This is a genomic window from Pseudonocardia sediminis, from assembly GCF_004217185.1.
Taxonomy (GTDB): Bacteria; Actinomycetota; Actinomycetes; order Mycobacteriales; family Pseudonocardiaceae; genus Pseudonocardia; species Pseudonocardia sediminis.
The window spans coordinates 2,917,319-2,938,968 of the sequence record NZ_SHKL01000001.1 but is presented as its reverse complement, the minus strand read 5'-3'; the positions used below and the strand labels follow the sequence as shown (position 1 = coordinate 2,938,968).

General features: G+C 75.1%; 14 protein-coding genes. 8 read left to right on the top strand and 6 right to left on the bottom strand.

What is annotated here, in order from left to right; translation table 11 throughout:
- Positions 1-38: 38 nt before the first annotated feature.
- The 7 genes from EV383_RS13745 (at position 39) to EV383_RS13720 (ending at position 6,398) form a co-directional block, all read left to right on the top strand.
- Positions 39-557, top strand: a complete 519-nt coding sequence (locus tag EV383_RS13745; RefSeq protein WP_130290276.1) for an MSMEG_0572/Sll0783 family nitrogen starvation response protein — start codon at positions 39-41, stop codon at positions 555-557.
- Positions 558-719: 162 nt separating this feature from the next.
- Complete coding sequence (locus EV383_RS13740) at positions 720-1,874, top strand: MSMEG_0568 family radical SAM protein (RefSeq protein ID WP_242623083.1); 1,155 nt, start codon at positions 720-722, stop codon at positions 1,872-1,874.
- 3 nt (positions 1,875-1,877) lie between these two features.
- Complete coding sequence (locus EV383_RS13735; RefSeq protein ID WP_130290275.1) at positions 1,878-3,416, top strand: MSMEG_0567/sll0787 family protein; 1,539 nt, start codon at positions 1,878-1,880, stop codon at positions 3,414-3,416.
- On the top strand, positions 3,413-4,267 hold the full coding sequence (locus EV383_RS13730) for a carbon-nitrogen hydrolase family protein (protein ID WP_130290274.1): 855 nt from the start codon (positions 3,413-3,415) through the stop codon (positions 4,265-4,267). Before EV383_RS13735 ends, EV383_RS13730 begins: the two co-directional genes overlap by 4 nt.
- A 5-nt stretch (positions 4,268-4,272) precedes the next feature.
- The gene (locus EV383_RS13725; RefSeq protein WP_130290273.1) at positions 4,273-5,115 is read left to right on the top strand and encodes a carbon-nitrogen hydrolase family protein; all 843 of its coding nucleotides are present in this window, start codon (positions 4,273-4,275) and stop codon (positions 5,113-5,115) included.
- Positions 5,116-5,161: 46 nt separating this feature from the next.
- On the top strand, positions 5,162-5,305 hold the full coding sequence (locus tag EV383_RS31160; RefSeq protein ID WP_165438340.1) for a hypothetical protein: 144 nt from the start codon (positions 5,162-5,164) through the stop codon (positions 5,303-5,305).
- Between the two features lie 70 nt (positions 5,306-5,375).
- The gene (locus tag EV383_RS13720; RefSeq protein WP_130290272.1) at positions 5,376-6,398 is read left to right on the top strand and encodes an LLM class flavin-dependent oxidoreductase; all 1,023 of its coding nucleotides are present in this window, start codon (positions 5,376-5,378) and stop codon (positions 6,396-6,398) included.
- A 10-nt stretch (positions 6,399-6,408) separates the two neighbouring features.
- Here the strand turns inward: EV383_RS13720 and EV383_RS13715 are convergent, their stop codons facing one another.
- A complete protein-coding gene (locus EV383_RS13715; RefSeq protein WP_130290271.1) occupies positions 6,409-7,332 on the bottom strand; it encodes a DUF5996 family protein in 924 nt (307 codons plus the stop codon).
- 101 nt (positions 7,333-7,433) lie between these two features.
- On the opposite strand from EV383_RS13715, the gene EV383_RS13710 reads away from it, so the two are divergent.
- Positions 7,434-7,892: a DUF5709 domain-containing protein gene (locus EV383_RS13710; protein ID WP_130290270.1), complete on the top strand. Its 459-nt coding sequence runs from the start codon at positions 7,434-7,436 to the stop codon at positions 7,890-7,892.
- Between the two features lie 29 nt (positions 7,893-7,921).
- On the opposite strand, the gene EV383_RS13705 is transcribed toward EV383_RS13710, so the two are convergent.
- The 5 genes from EV383_RS13705 to EV383_RS13685 all read right to left on the bottom strand — a co-directional run bounded on the left by EV383_RS13705 (position 7,922) and on the right by EV383_RS13685 (position 21,630).
- Positions 7,922-8,263: a nitrile hydratase accessory protein gene (locus tag EV383_RS13705; RefSeq protein ID WP_130290269.1), complete on the bottom strand. Its 342-nt coding sequence runs from the start codon at positions 8,261-8,263 to the stop codon at positions 7,922-7,924.
- A complete protein-coding gene (gene nthA, locus EV383_RS13700) occupies positions 8,260-8,850 on the bottom strand; it encodes a nitrile hydratase subunit alpha (protein WP_130290268.1) in 591 nt (196 codons plus the stop codon). The genes EV383_RS13705 and nthA overlap by 4 nt, the downstream gene beginning before the upstream one ends.
- The gene (nthB, locus tag EV383_RS13695; RefSeq protein ID WP_130290267.1) at positions 8,847-9,515 is read right to left on the bottom strand and encodes a nitrile hydratase subunit beta; all 669 of its coding nucleotides are present in this window, start codon (positions 9,513-9,515) and stop codon (positions 8,847-8,849) included. The genes nthA and nthB overlap by 4 nt, the downstream gene beginning before the upstream one ends.
- 185 nt (positions 9,516-9,700) lie before the next feature.
- Positions 9,701-11,146: an MDR family MFS transporter gene (locus EV383_RS13690; protein ID WP_242623082.1), complete on the bottom strand. Its 1,446-nt coding sequence runs from the start codon at positions 11,144-11,146 to the stop codon at positions 9,701-9,703.
- Positions 11,143-21,630 carry a non-ribosomal peptide synthetase gene (locus tag EV383_RS13685; protein WP_130290266.1) on the bottom strand — a complete coding sequence of 3,496 codons (10,488 nt, stop codon included), beginning with the start codon at positions 21,628-21,630 and terminating at the stop codon, positions 11,143-11,145. Before EV383_RS13685 ends, EV383_RS13690 begins: the two co-directional genes overlap by 4 nt.
- Positions 21,631-21,650: the final 20 nt, after the last annotated feature.

Sequence of the window (21,650 nt, the reverse complement as noted above, 5' to 3'; positions counted from 1 at the left end):
CCACCCGTCCCACATCCGATCTCCCGGAGGAGACACCCGTGACCACCGTTGAGCTGTCCGACGTCGAGAAGAAGAGCCTCGAGGAGATCCCGCACCCCTCCCTGCCCGAGGGCTCGAGCATCTACGGCGGCACCAAGGTCTTCCCGGACCTGCAGGCCGAGAACGGGGAGTCCTACTTCACCCTCGTCCACGGCATCGCGCACGAGTCCTCGGTGAGCTTCGTGGCGGTGCTGCAGGCCACCCGCGCACTGCGCAAGGGGTTCGAGTCGGCGATGTACTTCTACGGCCCGGGTTCGCTGAACTGCCTGGCCACCCGCGGATTCCCCACCACCGGGACGTCCGCGTTCCCGGGTGAGCACAACATCAACGACCAGCTCAAGACGTTCATCGGCGAGGGCGGCAAGGTCTACTGCTGCCGCTTCGGACTGTCGCTGCACGGAGCGCGCGAGGAGGACCTCATCGAGGGCGTCATCCCGACGCACCCGCTCGACGTCCAGGACGCGCTCATCCACTACGCCCGCAAGGGCGCGATCATCAATTCGACCTACCAGCTCTGATCCGCCCCGGTCCGGGGACGGCCCGCGCGCCGGCCCCGTATCCGCCCGTCGAGATGCGGATCGGGGCGAGCTGCCGATCATCGAACAGCGCTGAGCTGCATCTCGACGGGTTCCGCCCCGGCCGCCGTCGCGCCCGCCGAGCATCCTGGAGGTCCGCCGCACATGTCCGACCCCGATCCGAACGACTCCGACCTCGGCCTGCACGCCCGTACCGAGATGGCCGTTCGCGGTGTGGCGATCGACCCTCCGACCTCTCCTGCGGCCCCGGCGAACGTGACCGACCTCGGATCGGTCATCCCGCTGCGCCGTCCCGGTGGCGCCGGACCGTCGGCCGACGGGCACGTGCTCGTCGACGGCCTCAGGACCACCGTCCCGATCGTCGAGTCCAGTCCGTACCGCCTGCGTGACGGGCGGCTGGTGCGCCGCGAGGTCGACGGCGGCGTCACGGACATGGGCGTCGCCGTCGACACCGTCGACCGCCCCGCCTTCTACGACCTCACCACCTCCGACGGCGTCTCCTACGAGAAGATCGCCCGCCTGCACGGGAACGACGTGCTCGCCACGACCGTCGTGCAGACCTGTGTGCGCTACGGCGAGGCCGACCGCTGCCGGTTCTGCGCGATCGAGCAGTCCCTCGACGCCGGCGCGACGACCGCCGTCAAGACGCCCGACCAGCTCGCCGAGGTCGCCGAGGCCGCCGTCCGCCTGGACGGGGTGAAGCAGATGGTGCTCACGACCGGCACCAGCAACGGCCGTGACCGCGGCGCCCGGCACCTCGCCCGCTGCGTGCGCGCGATCAAGGCCGCGGCGCCCGGCCTCCCGGTGCAGGTGCAGTGCGAGCCCCCGTCGCCGGACGACCTCGACGCCCTCACCGAGCTGCGCGACGCGGGCGCGGACGCGATCGGGATCCACGTCGAGTCCCTCGACGACGACGTCCGGCGCCGCTGGATGCCCGGCAAGGCGACCGTCCCGCTGTCGCAGTACCGGACGGCGTGGGACGAGTCGGTGCGCCTGTTCGGGCGCAGCGCCGTCTCGACCTACCTGATCGTCGGTCTCGGCGAGGATCCGGACGAGCTCGTCGCGGGCGCCGCGGAGCTGATCGACCGGGGCGTCTACCCGTTCGTCGTCCCCTACCGCCCGATCCCGGGCACCCTGGCCTTCGCCGACGGCGACCCCGCACCCGATGCCGACCTGCTCGCCGACGTCACCGCACGGGTGGCCAAGACGTTGCAGGCCGCGGGCATGCGCGGGTCCGACCAGGCCGCCGGCTGCGCGGCCTGCGGTGCCTGCAGCGCGCTGTCCGCGGTCGGGGGCTGAGCGATGACCGTCATCGACCCCCGCCCCGCCGGCGATCGCGTCGACGGCCCCGGCCCCCGGTTCACGACCGGCGGGGCGCCCTGGGCGACCCCGTCCTCGCGCTGGGTCGCCGACGAGCTGCTCGGCGGTCGCCCGCGCACCGCCGCCGACTCGGTGACGATCACCGAGGTCCCCGCCTCCGACGCCCGCGACCCGCTGGTGACGGCCTACCGCGACCTGCGCCGCGCCGTCTTCATCGACGAGCAGGGCCTGTTCGACGGCCGTCCCTCCGGCGACCACGACGACCACGACGACGACCCGCGCGCCCTGGTCCTGCTCGCCCAAGACCACGACGGCGAGCTGCTCGGCGGGGTCCGCCTGGCCCCGGCCGACGCCGGGACGCCGGACCTGGGCTGGTGGTGCGGCAGCCGGCTCGTCGTCGCACCGGGTGCCCGCCGCCGCGCCGGGGCCCGGGTCGGTGCCGCGCTGATCCGCGCCGCCTGCGCTCGGGCCGAGTCCGCGGGGGTCCTGCGGTTCGAGGCCGACGTGCAGCCGGCCAACGAGACCCTGTTCCTCCGCCTGGGCTGGGACCGGGTCCGGGACACGACCGCCGCCGGACGCCCGCACGTCCGGATGCGGTGGCCGATCGGGAAGATCCAGAAGCTCGTCGACGCCACCAAGGCCCCGCTCGGAGCCCTGGTCCGGGGTCTGGGGCCGGAGGGCTTCGTCGGTGACGACGGCGCACCGGTGCCGGGCAGCGAGATGATCGCCGCCTGCGACGCGATCGTCCCGGCGATGGTCGAGCGCGACCCCGAGTGGGCCGGCTGGTGCGGCGTGCTCGTCAACGTCAACGACCTGGCCGCCATGGGTGCGCGACCGGTCGGGCTGCTCGACGCCGTCGGCGCGCGGGACCCCTCGTTCGCGCACCGGATCCTGACCGGGATGCGGGAGGCGGCCGCCGCCTACGGCGTCCCGATCCTCGGCGGGCACACCCAGCTCGACGTCCCGGCGTCGCTGTCGCTGACCGCACTCGGCACCACACCGCACCCGGTCCCGGCCGGTGGCGGGCGGGCCGGGCACCGGGTCCGGCTCACCGCCGACCTCGGCGGCGGCTGGCGCCCGGGCTACACCGGGCGCCAGTGGGACTCGACGTCGTCCCGGACCCGCGCCGAGCTCACCGCCATGGTCGGCGCGATCGGCCCGGCCGCCGCGCACCGCCCGGCCGCGGCCAAGGACGTCTCCATGGCGGGGCTGGCCGGCACGCTCGGCATGCTGGCCGAGGCCTCCGGCACCGGCGCCGTCCTCGACGTCGCCTCCGTCCCGCGCCCGTCCGGGGCGAGCGTCGGCGACTGGTTCACCTGCTTCCCGGGCTTCGCCCTGATCACCGCCGACGAGCCGGGCGCCCCGCTCCCGGACGCCGGACCGGCCGTCTCCGCGGAGTGCGGCGAGCTCGTCCCGGGAGCCGGCGTCGCGCTGCGCTGGCCCGACGGGGAGACCACCACCGCGGTACACGGCACCGTGACCGGCATGGGCACGGCAACCGGATGGGGACGCACGACATGACGAGAACGACCTTCGCCGCGGCCGCCGCCGGTTTCGTCCGCGATCTCGACGAGGACTTCGCCCGCATCGAGACGATCGTCGCCGACGCCCGGTCCCGCGACGTCGCCCTGCTCGCCCTGCCCGAGGCCGCCCTGGGCGGGTACCTCTCCTCCCTCCACGGTGACAACGGTGGGGACCCCGACGACGTCCCCCCGCAGCTCGACGCCGACGGGCCGGAGATCAAGCGCCTGGCCTCCCTGGCCGGGGACATGGTCGTCACCGCGGGCTACTGCGAGCGCGGGGACGACGGGAGCGGCCTGCCCTACAACAGCTGCGTCGCCGTGACCGGCGACGGCGTGCTCGGGCACCACCGCAAGGTCCACCAGCCGCTCAACGAGCACAACTCCTACGCCGCGGGTGACCGGTTCGCCGCGTTCGACACCCCGGTCGGGCGGATCGGCATGATGATCTGTTACGACAAGGCCTTCCCGGAGGCCGCCCGCGCCCTCGCCCTGGACGGCGCGCGGATCGGCGTCTGCATGTCCGCCTGGCCCGCGTCGCGCACCCACCGCGCACCGGTGATCGCCGAGGACCGCTGGGCCAAACGGTTCGACCTGTTCGACCGGGCCAGAGCACTGGAGAACCAGATCGTCTGGGTCTCGGCCAACCAGGCCGGGACGTTCGGGGACATGCACCTGGTCGGCAACGCGAAGGTCGTCGACCCGGGCGGCGAGGTCCTCGCGGCCACCGGCACCGACGCCGGGCTGGCCGTCGCCTCGGTCGACGTCGACGAGGCCGTCTCCTCGGCCCGCCGGTTCATGGGCCACCTGCGCGACATGCGGCCGGCCAGCTACGCGTCACCGGCCGCCTAGCCGTCGTGGTGCGCCTCGCCGCCGCGGCGGCCAGCTTCTCCCGTGACGTCGCGTTCGACCTCGACCGGATCGGGGTGATCATCTCGCACGCGCGCGACGCCGGGGCGGCGGTCCTGGCGCTGCCCGACGGGGCGCTCGGCGGCTACCTCGACGACCTGCGCGACCCGGACCCCGGCTCGTTGCCGCCGGAGCTGGATCCCGACGGCGAGGAGATCCGGGCGGTGATCCGCCTGGCCGGGGACATGGTCGTCTGCCTGGGCTACTGCGAGGGCGGGCCGCCCGACGAACACGGGCCGGTGCGCTACAACGCCGCCGTCTGCCTCACCGGCGACGGGGTGCTCGGCCGGCACCGCAAGGTGCACCACCCGCCCGGGGTCGCCCCGCTGTTCCGTCCCGGGCACTGCTTCACCGCCTTCGACACCCCCGCCGGGCGGATGGGCATGATGATCGACCACGACAAGACGTTCCCGGAGGCGGCCCGGGCGCTGGCCCTCGACGGCGCGGGCGTCATCGCCTGCCTGTCGGCGTGGCCGACGTCGCTGACCAACCGCGCACCGCGGATGACCCAGGACCGTCAGGCCCGCCTGTTCGACCTCTACGACCAGTCCCGCGCGGCCGAGAACCAGGTCGTGTGGCTCTCGGCGAACCAGAGCGGGCGCAACGGCGCGCTGCACTTCCTGGGCCGGGCCAAGGTCGTCGGGCCGGGCGGCGAGGTGCTCGCCCGGACCTGGTCCAAGGGCGGTCTGGCCATGGCCGAGGTCGACCCGCCCGCGATGATCGGTGCCGCCCGCGCGGTGCTGCACCACCTCGAGGAACGGCGACCGGACACCTACGGCCGTTGCCGGTAACATGCCCGAAACACCACACGCCGACGTGCTGGTGCGGAGGTGGGGAATGAGCCGGCCGGACAGCGGTGTCGAGAGCTGGGACGCGTTCGTGCGGGCCCACGAGTGGCTCACCCCGGAGACCGACGTGGCACCCCCGCCGGACGTCCGCCGCCACATCACCGACCAGGCGATCGTCTCCGGCGAGCTCTGACGCGGCATACCCGGGGGTGCCGGCGACGTTGCGCCGAGGGAGTCCTGGCCACCGTCACCGGAGGAACATCGTGCCGTCCCCGTCCGTCCCGCTCGCGAAGCTGGGTTTCCTCACCATCGGCTCGTTCGACGCCGACGACCCCCGCGCCGGGCACGAGACCACCCTCGAGGTGATCGAGCTCGGCGAGCGGCTCGGCTTCGACAGCGCCTGGCTGCGGCACCGGCACCTGCAGTACGGCATCTCCTCCCCCGTCGCCGTGCTGGCCGCGGCCTCGCAGCGCACCAGCCGGATCGAGTTCGGCACCGCCGTGACGCCCCTGGGCTGGGAGAACCCGCTGCGCCTGGCCGAGGACCTCTCGACCGTCGACATCCTGTCCGGCGGCCGCGTGCACCCCGGTGTGAGCGTCGGGCCGCCGATGCACTTCGCCGACGTCCGCGAGACGCTCTACCCCGACACCGCCGACGCCGAGGACTTCACCTACGAGCGGGTGAAGCGGTTCGTCGGCCTCGTCCGCGGCGACACCGCCAGCACGTTCTCCGGGGTCGAGGGCATCGAGCAGTTCTCCGACCGCGTCCAGCCGCACGCGCCCGGCCTGGCCGACCGGATCTGGTACGGCGCCGCCAGCCTGAACTCCGCCCGGTGGGCCGGTGAGCAGGGCCTGAACCTGCTGACCAGCAGCGTCGTCAAGGCGTTCGGGCCCGACGACACCGACTTCGCCGCCATCCAGCACGGCCAGATCGAGGCGTTCCGCAGCGCCCACCCCGACGGCGCCGCCGCCCGCGTCTCGCAGGGCCTCGTCGTGATCCCGACCGACAGCGCCACCGCGGAGCAGCGGGAGAAGTACACCGCCTACGTCGACGCCCGGACGCCGCGGACCGCGAAGCCTCAGGGCCCGGCGAACATGCTCTTCGCCCAGGACCTGGTCGGGACCTCGGACGAGATCGCCGAGCGCCTCTACGCCCACGCCGCGTTCCGGGACGTCACCGAGGTCGTGTTCGCGCTGCCGTTCAGCTTCGCCGCCGCCGACTACGAGCAGATCCTGACCGACATCGCGACCAAGCTCGGCCCGGCCCTGGGCTGGTCGCCGCGCTGAGGCCCCCGGTTCAGCGGCGGTGCGGGTCGGTGACGCCGCCTCCGCTGGCGTGGGCCTCGACGTCCCAGCCGGCCCGGGTCGCGCCCGCCCGGTAGGCGGCCTCGGCGAACTCCAGCACCGTGGCCACGGGATCCGCGGCCGCGCGGGCGGTGTCGTACGGGAGCACCGCGAGGTGGCTGCTCCCGGCGGCCACCCAGCTCGCGCCCGCCGGCAGCGGCTCGTCGGCCAGGCCGGCCGGTTCCGGGGCGGTGTAGGAGTAGAACGCCGGGAACGGGTTGGCCGGGTCGCCGAACCAGAACCCGGTGCTCACGACCTCGCGCGAGTAGGCCTCGCGGGTCACCGGGTCGGTCGACGGCGGGTGGTCGACGGCGGTGTCGGCGAACCGGGTGAGCGCGATGTCGAACGTGTGCCAGAAGTGGTGCACCGGGCTGGTCTTGCCGGAGAAGCGGCCCGCGAACTCCTCGAGCACGACGTTGACCTGGCTGAGCACCTGCCAGTACCGGGTGACCGCCGCCGCGTCGTAGTGCGCGTGCTCGGTGTCCTCGGCGAACGGCCGCCCGGCGTCGGGGAGGTCGAACGGGCGGGCACCGGCGAGGTCCCCGGAGTCGATGCCGAACGCCGCGAGCCCGGCGACGACGTCGGCGTGGAACCCGGCCACCGACCGTCCGACCAGCGGGAACGATGCCGATCGTCCGTCGACGACGTCGATCCGCAGCAGATGGGAGTGGAAGTCGAAGTCGATCGCGAACGTCGGGTCCAGGCCCATCGGCCGGGTCGTCAGCCCGCGTCCGGTGAGGTGGAACGGCACGTTCCACCAGTGGTTGCGGCGTGGGCTCGCGCCGAGCCGGACCCGGCCGACCACCTGGGCGAAGCGGTGCACGGTGGCCAGGGTGTCGGCCCAGCCCGTGTACGGGATCGGTGGGAAGAGCTCCATCGCAGGCGACCTCCGGTCGGTGGCGGGCCCCGGGATGTGGGCGGGCACCGGGAGCATGATGGCAGTGACCGCCCGACCCACCTACGGCAGACGGAGGCCTCGTGCCCGACCCCGACGAAGGCGACGACACCACCCTCGAGCAGCTCGACTCCGAGGACACCCTCACCGACCCGCGGGTCGACAAGCTCGACGAGGGCTGGTCGCCGCCCGAGCGCCCGCGCGGCCTGGAGACCTGGGGCATCACCCCCGAGGAGGAGCACACCGGCGAGCCGCTCGACGGACGGCTGCGCCGCAAGGAGCCCGACGTCGACCCGTACGCGGAGACCGGCGACGGCATCGGTGACACCTCCGACACCGACGGCGAGCCCTACGACCGCGAGGTCGGCGACGACCGCGCCGGGCGTCTGACCTACGCCGACTACGGCGCGGACGACTTCTTCGACGCCGACGTCGGCCGCCAGAACTCCGACGAAGTCTTCGCCACCGACGTCGGCATCGACGGAGCCGCCGCCAGCGCCGAGGAGGCCGCCGTCCACGTGGTGCCGGACGAGAGGGTCTGACCCGGCCGGGACGGGTCTGCCGGTCGGGATCAGTGGTCGTGGTCGTGTCCGGCGGGACGCTCCGCCAGGGTCGACGAGCGGTTCAGCACGTCCCCCGGAGCGAGCTCACCTGCGGAGACCAGGACGTCCTCCAGCGCACGGAGCCAGCATCGGTAGTAGCGGAACGACGGGTTGTCGACGCCGTGCTCGGCCTCCCACCGGGCGATCCGGGCGATGAGACGGTCCCGGAAGGCGTCCCAGGTGAACGCCCCGGCGTCGGCGAGGGCGACGGCCATGCCGAAGGCGCGGCTCTCCCACGGCTCGGCGAAGACGAGCTCGCCGTTGTCGCGCGGCGGCGAGCCCGGGCCGTCGGTGTCGAGGAGGGCGGTCACGCCGCGCTCACCTCCGCGACCCCGACCATCGCGTCGCGGGTGACGATCCCGGCGAGGGCGTCGGCATCCCAGGACCCGGTGCCGGCGGGGCGTTGCGGGAGCACGAGGTAGCGCACCTCGGCGCTGGAGTCCCAGACCTCGATCCGGCGCTCCGGCGGGACGTCGAGGCCCATCTCCGAGAGCACCGTGCGGGGCTCTCGGACGACCCGGGCGCGGTAGGCCGGGTCCTTGTACCAGGACGGCGGCAGGCCCAGGACCGGCCACGGATAGCAGGAGCACAGCGTGCAGACCACGACGTGGTGCACCTCCTCGCTCTGCTCGAGGACCACGATGTGTTCGCCCTGCGGGCCGGAGAAACCCATCTCCTCGATCGCCGCCGTCCCGTCGCACAGCAGGGCGGCCCGGTAGCCGGGGTCGGTCCAGGCCCGGGCCACCACGCGGGCGCCGTTGAGCGGGCCGACGTCGCGCTCGTAGGTGGCGATGAACCTCTCCATCACCGACGGGTCGACGAGGCCGCGCTCGGTGAGCAGCTGCTCCAGCGCCTCGGTCCGCAGGGCGGGCGGGATCCGGTCGGGCGGGATGCTCATGCCGCGGCCTCCAGGTAGCTCTCGAACAGCTCGGCGTGCAGCGTGAACTCCTCGGCGCCGGGACCCCAGAGCTCGGCCGAGGTGAACGCGACGGTGTAGACGTGCTGGGCGTTCTCGCCCGCGAACACGGCGTTCGTGTCGGGCAGGACGTGCGCCGGGCAGACGGCGGTGACGGTCCCGGTACGGCGGCGCAGGTAGCCGGGGAGCTTGGTCGGCCCCACCGGGTGCAGGTCGAGGGTGCGCACGGCGTCGCCCTCGGCGAACGCCGGGGCCTGCTCCACCTCGCGCAGCGACCCGGCGGCGGTCGGCGTGTAGTCGGGCTTGTCCGGCTCGGGGACCCCCGGCTCGGTGACCGTCTCGCCGCCGTTGCGCCGGGCCCGGGCGTCGACCGCACCGGGGCCGAGGATGCTGCTGTCGGTCAGCATCAGCTCGGCGGCGTGGAGCCAGCGGCCGTAGTAGCCGTCGACGAGGTAGTCGACGGGGTGCAGGCGGGCCAGCGCATGACGGAACGCGTCGAGGTTGCGTCCCGAGATGCGGCCCATCGTCAGCACCGTCATGGCGAAGGCGCGGCCCTCCCACGGCTCGGCGAACGGGGGCTCGTCCGCGGCAGGGACCCGCACCCTCCCCCACCCCTGCATCCCGCCGAGGTCGGCGATCGAGTCCACCGGGACCAGTCCTCTCCTCGCGCGCGGTGTCGGCCGGCGACGGCCCGCACTGCGGCGAGCGAGCCGGATCGGCCGTCGACGGCCAGTGGACCACCGCACCGTTACGACGGGGTGTCAGCCGGATGTCCGCCCCGTCGCCGCGGTCGCCGGACGGCACCGCGGTCCGGTGCACCCGGGTCAGGAGCTCACCCCGCCGCCGACGACTCCGCGTCCCGCGCCGCCGAACGGCGCGACAGCCTCGACGCCCCCAGCACGGCGACCAGGCAGAACCCGAGCACCCACCAGAACGTGTCGGCGAAGGCCAGGGTGACGCCGGCGTCGCCGGCGGGTGCGCGGGCGTCGAGCCGGCTCTGCAGGACCACCGCCAGGACCGCGGTGCCGATCGACCCGCCGACCGTGCTCAACAGGTTCAGGGCACCGGACGCGCGCGGGATCATCGCCGGTTCCATCGTGCGGTACACCAGCGCCATCACCGGCGCCCCGATCATCGCGATGCCCAGGCCGCGGATCAGCAGCGACGCGGCGATCAGGCCGTCCGGCGGAGCGTGGTCGAGCTGGGTGAACACGACCGTGCCGGCGGCGATCAGGGCGATCCCGGTCAGGACCAGCGTCCGCGTCGCGAGACGGTCGACGGTCCGGTTGACGACGATCGAGCCCACGGCGGCGCCGACCCCCTGCGGGGCCAGGAGCAGTCCGGTCTCCCAGGCGCTCAGGCCCCGCCCGGTCTGCAGGTAGAGCGGCAGCAGGAACAGCGCGCCGAACATCGACGCACCGAGGATCACCAGGGCCAGTGCCGCGGCACCGAACGGGGGCCGGGTGAACAGCCGCGGGTCGATCAGCGGGGTCGCGCGGGTGCGCAGCCCGTGCACGACGAACCCGGCGAGCATCGCCGCGCCGACCACGACCCCGGCGACCGCGAGCGTCGTCGCTCCACCGCCGTCGCCGATCTCGGTCAGCCCCAGCACGAGGACGGCCAGGCCCGGCGAAAGCAGCATGGCGCCGCGCAGGTCGAAGCGGGCCCCCGCGGCCGCCGGCGAATGGGCCGTGACCACGCGCAGCCCGAGCACGACGGCGACGAGCCCGATCGGGATGTTGACCAGGAACAGCCAGGGCCAGTCCGCGACCGAGAGGATCGACCCGCCGACCAGCGGCCCGAGCACCGGGGACAGCAGCGGGACGATCCCGACGATGCTGATCATCCGGCCGATCCGGCGCGGCCCGGCGGCCCGGGCGAGCAACGCCTGCCCGGTCGGGGGCAGCAGTCCCCCGGCCAGTCCCTGCAGCACCCGGAACACCACCAGGCTGGTCAGCGACCAGGACAGCGCGCACAGCACCGACGCCAGCAGGAACACCACGACCGCGGTGATCCAGGTGCGCCGCCCGCCGAAGCGGTCGGCGAGCCACCCCGACGCCGGGACGGCGGCGACCACGGCGAGAAGGTAGGCGGTGCTGACCCACTGGACCTCGGTGACGCCGACGTCGAACTCGCGCGCCAGCGTGCCGATGCCGACGGAGACGATCGTGGCGTCCAGGGTCGCCATGAACGTGCCCAGAACCAGCACGAACGCCGTCTGCACCAGCCTCTTGTCGATCTTCTCCGGTGCCGGGGCCGGAGGCGGGTCCCCGTTCACGACGTGATCCTCCCGACGAGCTCGGAGGGCGCGGCCGACGACGCGGACGGCGCGGCGAGGGCGTCGAGGGCCCGCAGCAGGTCGTCGGCGAGACGCTGCGCCCGCTCGGCCGGCACGGACTCCGGCCGGTGCGCGAGCACCACCGTCCAGCCGTCGTCCCCGGGCACCACGGTCACGCTCACCGGGTGGTGGGTGGCCTCCCGGAACCGGGTGCCGACGACCGTCAGCCCCGGCGCCGGGCGGCGCATCGCGTCCGGGTCGACCGGGTAGTTCTCGAACACCAGCAGGCTGTCGAACAGTCGGCGACGCCCGGTCAGGCGCTCCAGCGCGGGCAGGCCGACGTCGAGGCCCTCGGCGTTGCCCTGGTGCCGTCCCTGCAGGTCGGAGAGCAGCGCGGCGACGCTCGCGTGGCCGTCGAACCGGACCCGCACCGGCAGCGTGCCGGCGAGCAGGCCGAGGATCTCCTCGACGCCGTCGACGTCCGGGGTGCGGCCGGAGACCATCGCGCCGAAGCACACGTCGGTGCGCCCGGCGTGCGCGGCGAGGACCGCGGCCCACGCCGCCTGCAACAGTGTTCCCACGGTCACCCCGGCGACGGTGGCGGCCGCGGTGAGTGCGGCGACGCGGCCCGCGGGGACCTGCGCCAGGACCGTCCCGGTGGGCTCGGCGCCCGGCGTGCCGCCGTCGCTGACGTGGTCGCCCTCGGGCAGGCCGGCGAGCTCGTCGGCCCAGTGCCGCAGGGCCGCGTCATGGTCGCACCCGGCCCGCCACCGCAGGTAGCGCTCGAACGGGACCGGCGCCGGGAGCGCGGCCGGCTCACCGGACACGCGCGCGGTGTAGAGCGCGAACGTCTCGCCCAGCATCCGCGGGGCGGACCAGCCGTCGGAGAGCACGTGGTGGGTGGTGAGCACGAACTCCGACCGTCCCGGGCCGCGGCGGATCACCGTGATCCGGACCGGCGGCCCGCCGGCGAGGTCGAACGGCTCGGCCAGGTCGGAGTCCAGCAGACGTTCCACCTCGGCGTCCTGTTCGGACGGGCCGGACCCGGAGACGTCGAGCAGGCGCGTGTCGGGGCGCGGGTCGTCGAGCAGCACCTGGACCCCGTCCGGCACGACCGGGAACACCGCGCCGAGGTTCGGGTGCCGGCGCAGCAGGTCCGCCCCGGCGGCGTGCAGGGCGTCGACGTCCAGGTCCCCGGCCAGCGAGAACGCCGCCTGCACGGTGTAGGGGTCGGCGACGCCGCGGCGTCCGCGGGAGTGCCGCAGCATCAGCTCCTGCAGCGGGGTCAGCGGCAGGATGCCGGCGACCGGGTGGACGCGTTCGAGGGCGTCGATCGTGGACTGGTCGACCGCGACGAGGTCGACGTCGGACGGGGTGAGCCCGGCACCGGCCGCCACGCCGGGATCGCCGGCCAGCGTGGTCAGGGCGCCGCGCAGGCGTTCGGCGACCTGCTCCATCCGCTCCGGCGCGAACAGGGCCGACGGCCAGGTGAACCGGATCCCCAGCGTGGTCTCGCCGTCGGCGTCGAAGGCCAGCGCGTTGACCATCAGGCTCTGCGGCAACGGCATGTCGTCGCCTCCGCCGGAGCCGAGCGGGTCCGCGTCCGGCGGGGCCTGCCACGGCGTCTCGGCGGCCGCGCCGGACAGGAACCGGCCCAGGTAGTTGAGGCCGACCCGCGGCTCGACGGTCCCCACCTCGGATCCCAGGATGCCGTAGCCGAGTCCGTCACCGGCCGCGTTGAGCTGTTCCTTGACCGACTTCAGCGCGTTCGCGCCGCCGCGCCGGTCCGGACGGATCCGGGCCGGGTGCACGGCGGTGAACCAGCCGACGGTCTGCGACAGGTCCACCGGCCCGCTGCGGTCCGGGGTGTGGTCCGGCCGGCCGTGGCTCTCCCGCGCGACGAGCAGCTCGGGGCCGCCCGCGTCCGAACGCAGGCCGATCGCCGTGGCGAGCGCCGTGAGCAGCACGGTGTCCGGGGTGGTCCGGTACGCGGCCGGCAGTGCGGTGAGCACGGCGTGCGTGGTCGCGGCGTCGAGCCGGATCTCGTGGTGCGTCGCGGTGGCGACGGTGTCGCGCCGCGGGTCCGGCTCGACGTCGGACAGGGTGGGGTTCGGTGCCTCGACGACGGCGCGCCAGTGCGCGAGCTCGTCGCGGCGCGCGTCGACGGCCCCGGTGAGCGCGGTGGCCCACGCCGGGAACGACGGCCCGCGCCGCGCCAGAGCGGGCACGGCGCCGTCGGCGGTGCGGGACTCGAACGCGTGGCGCAGGTCGTCGAGCAGGATCCGCCACGAGACGCCGTCGACCACCATGTGGTGCGCGACGAGGACCATCCGCCCCGGCGCGTCCGGTCCGGCGTCGAGCCACACCGCGCGCAGCAGCGGGCCGCGGTGCAGGTCCATCGCCTCCCGCGCGGCGGCGGTGTGCGTGTCGGCGAGGGCGCGCCGGTCGGCGCCCTCGCCCACGTCGACGACGGTCAGGACGTCGGCCCCGGTGACGGTCCCGGCGGCCGGGATCCGCAGCACCGGCTCGGCGCCCGAGGAGGAAGACGAGGAGACGAGGTGTGAGCGCAGGACGTCGTGCCGGTCCAGCAGCGCGGTCAGCACCGCCTCCCACCCGGGGCGGTCTCCCCCGCCCGGGACGACCACCTCCGTCCACTGGCAGAACCCGTCCGCGGTGGTCCCGGCCGCGGCGCAGCGGGACAGGAGGTCGCGCATCACCGGCGTCAGCGGGGCGTCGCCGGTCACGGGGCCCGTGTCGTCGCCGTCGGCGTCTCCGGAGGACGAGCCGCGGGCGGCGATCCCGGCGACCGTGCCGCCCTCGAACACGTCGCGCGCGGTCAGCACCAGGTCGCGCCGTCGCGCCCGGGAGACGACCTGCAGGGACACGATGCTGTCCCCGCCGACGTCGAGGAACGCGTCGTCGACACCGATCTCCGTGGTCCCGAGGACGTCGCGCAGGATCTCCAGCAGCGTCTCCTCGGCCGGGGTCGCGGGCTCGCGGGAGGCGGTCCCGGACCCGGCGTCGGGGACCGGGAGCGCGGCCCGGTCGAGCTTGCCGGCCGGGTTGAGCGGCAGCCGGTCGAGCAGCACGAGCGCCGACGGGACCATGTGGCCGGGCAGCACGTCGCCGAGGTCGGCGCGCAGGCGTTCCGGCTGCAGGTCGGCGCAGTCGGTGGGGACGACGTAGCCGGCCAGGCGGCGGTCGCCGGGCCGGTCCTCGCGGACCACGACCACGCAGGCCCGCACCCCCGGCTGCCGGGCGAGCACGGTCTCGATCTCGGAGAGCTCCACCCGGAAGCCGCGGATCTTGATCTGGTGGTCGGTGCGGCCGAGGAACACCAGCTGCCCGTCGCCGCGCCAGTGCACCCGGTCCCCGGTGCGGTACATCCGCGTGCCGGGCGGGCCGAACGGGTCGGCGACGAACGCGCCCGCGGTGAGCCCGGGCCGTCCGACGTAACCCCGCGCCACGCTCGGACCGGCCAGGTACAGCTCTCCGGGCACACCCACCCCGACCGGCATCAGGCCGGCGTCGAGGACGTACGCGGCGACATTGGGGTCCGGGCGCCCGATCGGCAGCGGCCCCGGGTCGTCGGGGTCGTAGCGCCACATCGTGGCGTTGATCGTGACCTCGGTCGGGCCGTAGGCGTTGAACATCGCCCGCCGCGCTCCCCAGCGCCGGGCCAGCTCCGGGTCGAGCCGTTCCGCGCCGACCATCAGGAGCACGTCCGGGTCGATGGTGCGGTCGTCGGGCATCGCGGCCAGGAACGAGGGCAGCAGGTTCACCCCGGTGCAGCGCTGCGCGGCGATGTAGTCGAGCAGGTCGTCACCGGAGAGGCGCACCTCCTCCGGCGCGATCACCGACGTCCCGCCGGAGAGCAGCGGGATCATCGTCTGCCAGAACGCGACGTCGAAGCTCGTCGAGGCGAAGTGCAGGTAGCGGATGTCGGAGGTGACGCCGACGACCTCCTCCTGCAGCGCGACCAGGTCCGGGATCCCGCGGTGGGTCACGGCGACGCCCTTGGGACGCCCGGTGGTGCCGGAGGTGTAGATGACGTAGGCCAGCGCGTCCTCGGTCAGCCCGCGGCGGGCCCCGGCCGGGTCGGTGTCCGGGAGATCGGCGGCGGGCTCGTCCAGGCGCACCAGCGGCACCGGACGGTCCGACGGCAGCGCACCCCCGAGCTGCGCCAGCGCACCGGCGGTGGTGACCGCGGCGGCCGGGGTGATGTCGTCGAGCATGAACGCGAGACGGTCGGCCGGGTAGGACGCGTCCATCGGCACGTAGACGGCCCCGGCGCGGAGCACACCGAGGATCGCGACCGGCATCTCGACGTCGCGTTCGAGCAGCACCGCGACCGCGTCCTGCGGCGCCACCCCGTTCGCGATCAGCGCGTGCGCGAGCCGGTTGGCGGCCCGGTCCAGCTCGGCGTAGGTCAGGCCGCGGTCGCGGCAGACGACGGCCTCGTGGTCCGGGCGGGCCCGCACCTGCGCCGCGAACTCGTCCAGGCACGGCCGCCGCGGGACCCGCGGCACGCGCTCGGTGCCGGTCCGCAGGAGCCGGTCGCGCTCCTCGGGCTCGAGCACCGGTACCCGTCCGGACGGCCGGTCCGGGTCGGCGACGATCTCGCGCAGCAGCGTCTGCAGCCAGCGGCCGTAGTCGCGCACGGTCGACTCGTCGAAGGCCTGGGGCTGGTAGCCCAGTCCCACCACGACGGTCTCCCCCGGGATCACGATCACGGTGAGCGGGTAGTGGGTGGCGTCGGTGATGTCGACGCCGGTCAGGTCCAGGCCGGGTGCGAGCGGCACCCGGTTGCGGCTGGAGAGCGGGAAGTTCTCCATCACCAGCATCGTGTCGAACAGGTCGCCGACGGCGGCGTCGCGCTGCACGTCGGGCAGGCCGACGTGGTGGTGATCGGCCATCGCGACGCCCTGGTCGTGCACCGCGGACAGCACGTCGGCGACGGTGTCGGCGGGCGCGCACCGGACGCGGACCGGGATCGTGTTCCCGAGCTGCCCGATCATCGACTCGACGCCCGGCACCTCGGCCGGGCGCCCGGACACCGGGCAGCCGAACACGACGTCGTCGCGGCTGGTGAGGCGTCCGAGCAGGAGGCCCCATGCGGTCTGCAGCACCGAGGTCAGGGTGATGCCGCGGTCGCGGGCGAACGCCCGCATCTCCTCGCTGAGCGTCTCGCCGAGGTCGATCCGGACCCGGCCGGGCCGGACGACGGCCTCGCCCGCGGTGGCCGGGGCGAGCCGGGTGCCCTCGTCGACGCCGTCGAGCAGGTCGCGCCAGGCCTGCCGGGAGACCCCGCGGTCGCGCCCGTCGAGCCAGCGGAAGTAGTCGGCGACTCCGACTGGCGCCGGGACGGCCGGGCCGCCGCCGAGCTCGGCGTAGATCGCGAGCAGGGTGCGGCCGACCAGGGGCATCGACCACCCGTCGAGCAACGCGTGGTGGTTCGTGATCGCGAGCCGGTGCGCGCCGGGTCCGAGCGTGCACAGCAGGAAGCGGATCAACGGCGGCCGCGCCGGGTCGAACGGGCGGCGCAGCTCGCGCCCGAGGTGCTCGGCGAGCAGCGTGGCGTCCCCGGAGGCGTCGACGTGCCGGAAGTCCGGGACGACGTCGCGGGGCACCACCTGCACGACGTCCCCGGAGGTGGTCGCGGCCAGGCCGATCCGCAGCGACGGGTGCCGGCGCAGCAGCTCGGCGGTGGCGCGGCGCATCCGGTCCGGGTCCAGGGCCCCGGCGAGCGAGGTGACGGCCTGCACGACGTAGACGTCGGTGTCGTCCTCGCCGCGGACCAGGCTGTGGAACGACAGCCCGACCTGCAGCGCGGTCGCGGGCAGGACGTCGTCGACGCGGTGCTCGCGCTCCAGGGCGTCGATGCCGTCCTGGTCGAGGTCGACCAGCGGCAGGTCCGACGGCGTGAGCCCGCCGCCGTCGGGTCCGATCCGGGCGGCGTGTGCGGCCAGGGCGTCGAGCGCGGCCGCGAAGTGGGCCTGCAGCTGTGCGACGACGTCGAGCCCGAGCACCAGGCCGGCGGCGGTCCACTCGACCGACAGCCGGGGCGCGCCGTCCTCGTGCACGAAGCAGTTCAGCGCCAGCACCTGCTCCAGAGCCTTGCCGGGCGGCTCGACGACCGCGAACGCGGCCCCCTCGGGGAGTCGCCACCCGTCGCCGGGCGACGCGGCGAAGCGGCCCAGGTAGTTGAGCAGCACGTCCGGCGACGGGCCGGCCGCCAGCTCGTCGCGGGTGCGCGGGTCGAGGTGGCGCAGCACGCCGTGGCCGACGCCGCCGTCCGGGACGGCGCGCAGGGTCTCCTTCACCGCGCGCAGCAGCCGGCCCGCGGCGGGACCGCCGGCGAGGGCGTCGGCCAGGTCGGTGTCGTCCCGCACGGCGTCGGTGGGGACGGGCACCGGGTACTCGGCGGTGAACCAGCCGACGGTCCGGGACAGGTCGGTGCCGGCGCGGTCGCGGCCGTGGCCCTCCACGGTGACGGTCGTGGCGTCGGTGACGGGACGTCCGCACTCCGCCCGCCACGTGCGCAGGGCCAGGGCGAGCGCGGTCAGCAGCACCTCGTGCACGCCGGCCCGGTAGGCGGCGGGCAGCGTCGTGACCAGCGCGTCGGTGACCTCGGCGGAGGCGGTCGTGGTCGTCTGCGTCGCGGTGGAGACGGTGTCGCGCGACCGGTCGAGACCCCGGTCCCCGAGGTGGTCCCCGGCGGTGGCCCGGCGCCAGTACGCCAGCTCCGGAGCCCGGGTGTGCTTCTCGCCCTCCTCGGCCAGGAGCGTGGCGTGCCGGCGCCAGGAGGTACCGGACGGCGCGGGCTCCGGCGCGCGACCGGCCGCCGCGGCGGTGCAGGCCTCGTGCAGGTCCGGCAGCAGGATCCGCCAGGACACCCCGTCGGCGACGAGATGGTGGGCGAGCACCAGCAGCCGGTCCGGCTCCCCGTCCGGGGTCCGCACCAGCGCCACCCGCAGCAGGTCCCCGGACCGCGGGGCCAGCTCGGAGGCCAGGTCGGCGGCGAGATCGGCGAGGACAGCGGTGTCGGTGATCTCGCCGACGACTCCGGTGGCCGCGACGGCACCACGCGGGCGCACCAGCAGCTGCGCCGGCTCCCCGCCGTCGCCGCCGGTCACCAGCAGGCGCAGCGCGTCGTGGCGGTCGAGCACCGTCTGCACGCCCGCCACGAGATCGGGCAGGGCCAGGGGGTCGTCGATCCGCAGCGCCGTCCACTGGGCGTACCCGGCGATGTCGGTGAGGTCGGGATGCGGGTCGAGCAGGGCACGCACGATCGGCGGCGCCGGGACCGGACCGGTCGGGTCGTCCGGGGCGGCCTCCGCCGCGCCGTCCACCTCACCGGCGCCGGCGGCCAGCGACGCGAGCGTCCTCCGGGCCAGCAGGTCCCGCGGGCGCAGATCCAGGCCGACCGCGCGCAGGCGGCTGCTGACGCTGATCGCGGTGATGCTGTCCCCGCCGAGGGCGAAGAAGTCCTCGTCGACGCCGACCCGGTCCAGGTCGAACACCTCGGCGACCACACCGCAGAGCAGCCGCTCCCGCTCCGTACCGGCCTCCCGGCCGCTGCCCTCCCAGCGCGGCACCGGCAGCGCGGCGCGGTCGAGCTTGCCGTTGACCGTCACCGGCAGCGCGTCCAGCACGACGACGGCCGAGGGCACGAGATGGTCCGGGACGCGCTCGGCCAGCGACTCGCGCACGGCGTCCGGGGTGAGCGGCGCCGACGACGGCACCACGTAGCCGACGAGCCGGGCGCGCCCGCCGTCGGTCCGCACCACCGCCGCGGCCGCGGCCACCCCCGGCACGGCGGACAGGCCGCTCTCGACCTCGCCGATCTCCACCCGGTAGCCGCGGATCTTGACCTGGCCGTCGTCGCGTCCGAGATGGACGATGCCGCGGCCGGGCACCCACCGGGCGCGGTCCCCGGTCCGGTACATCCGCTCCCCCGGACCGCCGAACGGGTCGGCGACGAACCGGTCCGCGGTCAGGTCCGGGCGTCCGGCGTAGCCGCGGGCCAGGTGCGGCCCGGCCAGGTACAGCTCGCCGGGCGCGCCGTGCGGCACCGGCTGCAGCGCGTTGTCCAGCAGGTAGGTGCGGGTCCCGGCGAGCGGCAGGCCGATCGCGGGATCGCCGTCGTCGACCCGGGCGAGCGTCGTGTCGACCGACGCCTCGGTCGGGCCGTAGAGGTTGAACGCCGCGATCCCGGAGGCGTGGACGCGGCGCCACAGCGCGTCCGGGGTGGCCTCGCCGCCGAGGATCAGCAGCCGCAGCGGGAGGTCGAGCAGACCCGCCTCGACCAGCGGCGCGGCCAGCGACGGGGTGGTGTCGACGACGTCGATCCCGTCCCGGCGGTACACCGCCAGCAGCGCGTCGGCGTCGCGGACCAGGTCGGAGCCGTAGAGGTGCAGCTCGTGCCCGCAGAGCAGCCACATCAGCTGGTCGAGCGCGGCGTCGAAGGAGAACGAGTAGGTGTGCGCGGCGCGCAGCGGACGCCCGATGTCAGCTGCGGCGTCGGCGACGACCGTCGAGCGGTGGTGGTGCACCAGCGACGCGAGTCCGCCGACACGTCCCAGCACGCCCTTCGGGCGACCGGTGGAACCGGACGTGTAGATCACGTAGGCGAGGTGCTCGGGATCGCGGGGCGCGGCGAGCTCCGCCGGTGCGAGCGGGTCGCCGGACCCGGCGGGCACCTCGTCGAGCATCAGCCGCGCGGGACCGCCCGGCAGGTCCAGGGCACGGTCGGTCACCAGCAGGGCCGGTCGGGCGTCGTCGACGATGCCGCGCAGGCGCTCAGCCGGGTGGTCGGTGTCGAGCACCAGGAACGCGGCCCCGGCGTCGAGCACCGCGAGCAGGGCGACGACGAGGTCGGCCGAGCGCGGCAGCCCGATCGCCACCACGACGTCCGGCCCGGCCCCGCGCGAGCGCAGCACCCGGGCCAGCCGGTGCACCCGTGACGCCAGATCCACCCTGGTCAGGCGCTCGTCGCCGGCCACCAGCACGGTCCGGTCCGGGTGCGTCGCGGCCAGGTCCGCGAGCAGCGTCGGGACGTCGGCAGGGTGGCCCGGCAAGGGCGGCACGGAGCGGTCGGCGAGTACCTGCGCGCGGCGGTCCGGGGCCAGCAGCGCGACGCCGCCGACCGGCGGCAGGCCGGGGCCGGACAGCTCCCCGACCAGCCTGACCAGTGCGTCCAGGCGCGCGTCGACCGCGTCCTGGTCGTTCGTGCGGGCGTCGACCTCGAAGCCGAGCAGCAGCCCGCCGTCGGCGGTCGGGGTGGCGGTCAGGCCGAAGTCCTCCGGCGGGCCGCCGGCGACGTTGCGCAGCACGCCGGTCGCGCCGGCCAGGTCGATCGAGAAGTCGAACGCCTTGAGGTTGACGCCGCGCCCGTGCAGCAGCGCGCCGGCCCCGGGCACGGCGAGGTCCTGCGGCAGGTTCTCGCCGCGGTAGCGCTGGTGGGTCCGCATCTCGCGCATCGCCTCCGCGGTGCGCCGGCTCAGCTCGTCGAGCCGGTCGCCGCCGCGCACGTCCACCCGCAGCGGCAGCACGTTCACCGCCATCGCCGGCGTGCGCAGGGCCGCCTTCCCGGAGCGGCACATCAGCGGCAGCGCGAACACGACGTCGGACGCGCCGGAGACCCGGTGCAGGAACGCGGCGTAGCAGGCGATCAGCACCTCGCCCCAGGTGACGTGCGCGTCGTCGGCGACGGCGCGCAGCCGGTCCAGTCCCTCGGGGCCCAGCACCGTGCGGGCGGTCAGCGTCCGGTCCGGCGGGCCGACGGCGGACCCGCCGGTCTCCCCCAGCTCCGGCAGGGGCGTGAGGCGGTCGCGCCAGTAGTCGCGGTCGGTCGCGAACCGCTCGCTCGACCGGTAGGCGAGGTCGGCCCCGACCAGGTCGGCGAACCGCCCGAACGTCGACGGCGCCACCTCGGTCCCGCCGGTCAGCGCCGTGTGGTGCGCGGCGATCCGCCGGCACAGCATCGCCGCCGAGTACCCGTCGAAGATCAGGTGGTGGCCGAGCTGGACGTACCAGACCTCGCGGTCCGACACCCGCACGAGGACCTGGTGGTACAGCGGCCGGTCCACCATCGCCCGGCAGGCCTCGGCCGCGCGGACGCGCTCGGCGTCCACCGTCGCCTGCGCGGCCGCGGACGGATCGCGCTCGGCCCGCAGGTCGACGATCCGGGGCGCGCGCACCGGCTCCGACGACACGATCTGGCGCGGCCCGTCCGGGGTGTCGAACACCCGCAGCCGCAGCGACTCGGCCTCCTCCGTGGTCAGTCGCACCGCCTCGGCCAGCGCCGCGACGTCGACGGCGTCCGGCCCGGAGACCTCCAGCACGTCGCCGACCAGGTAGTGCCGTGAGTCGGGTTCCAGCCGTTGCGCGTTCCAGATGCCGAGCTGGGCGGCGGTCAGCTCGAGGACCTCACCGGAGGGGTCGGTGACCTCCGGGCGGGACCGGACGGGTGCGGTGCTCAACTCGTACTCCCGGGACGTGC

Coding starts and splice junctions, on each gene's coding strand:
- EV383_RS13740 (WP_242623083.1), top strand. CDS start 720: ATGTCCGACCCCGATCCGAACGACTCCGACCTCGGCCTGCACGCCCGT.
- EV383_RS13735 (WP_130290275.1), top strand. CDS start 1,878: ATGACCGTCATCGACCCCCGCCCCGCCGGCGATCGCGTCGACGGCCCC.
- EV383_RS13730 (WP_130290274.1), top strand. CDS start 3,413: ATGACGAGAACGACCTTCGCCGCGGCCGCCGCCGGTTTCGTCCGCGAT.
- EV383_RS31160 (WP_165438340.1), top strand. CDS start 5,162: ATGAGCCGGCCGGACAGCGGTGTCGAGAGCTGGGACGCGTTCGTGCGG.
- EV383_RS13715 (WP_130290271.1), bottom strand. CDS start 7,332: ATGGAGCTCTTCCCACCGATCCCGTACACGGGCTGGGCCGACACCCTG.
- nthA (WP_130290268.1), bottom strand. CDS start 8,850: ATGAGCATCCCGCCCGACCGGATCCCGCCCGCCCTGCGGACCGAGGCG.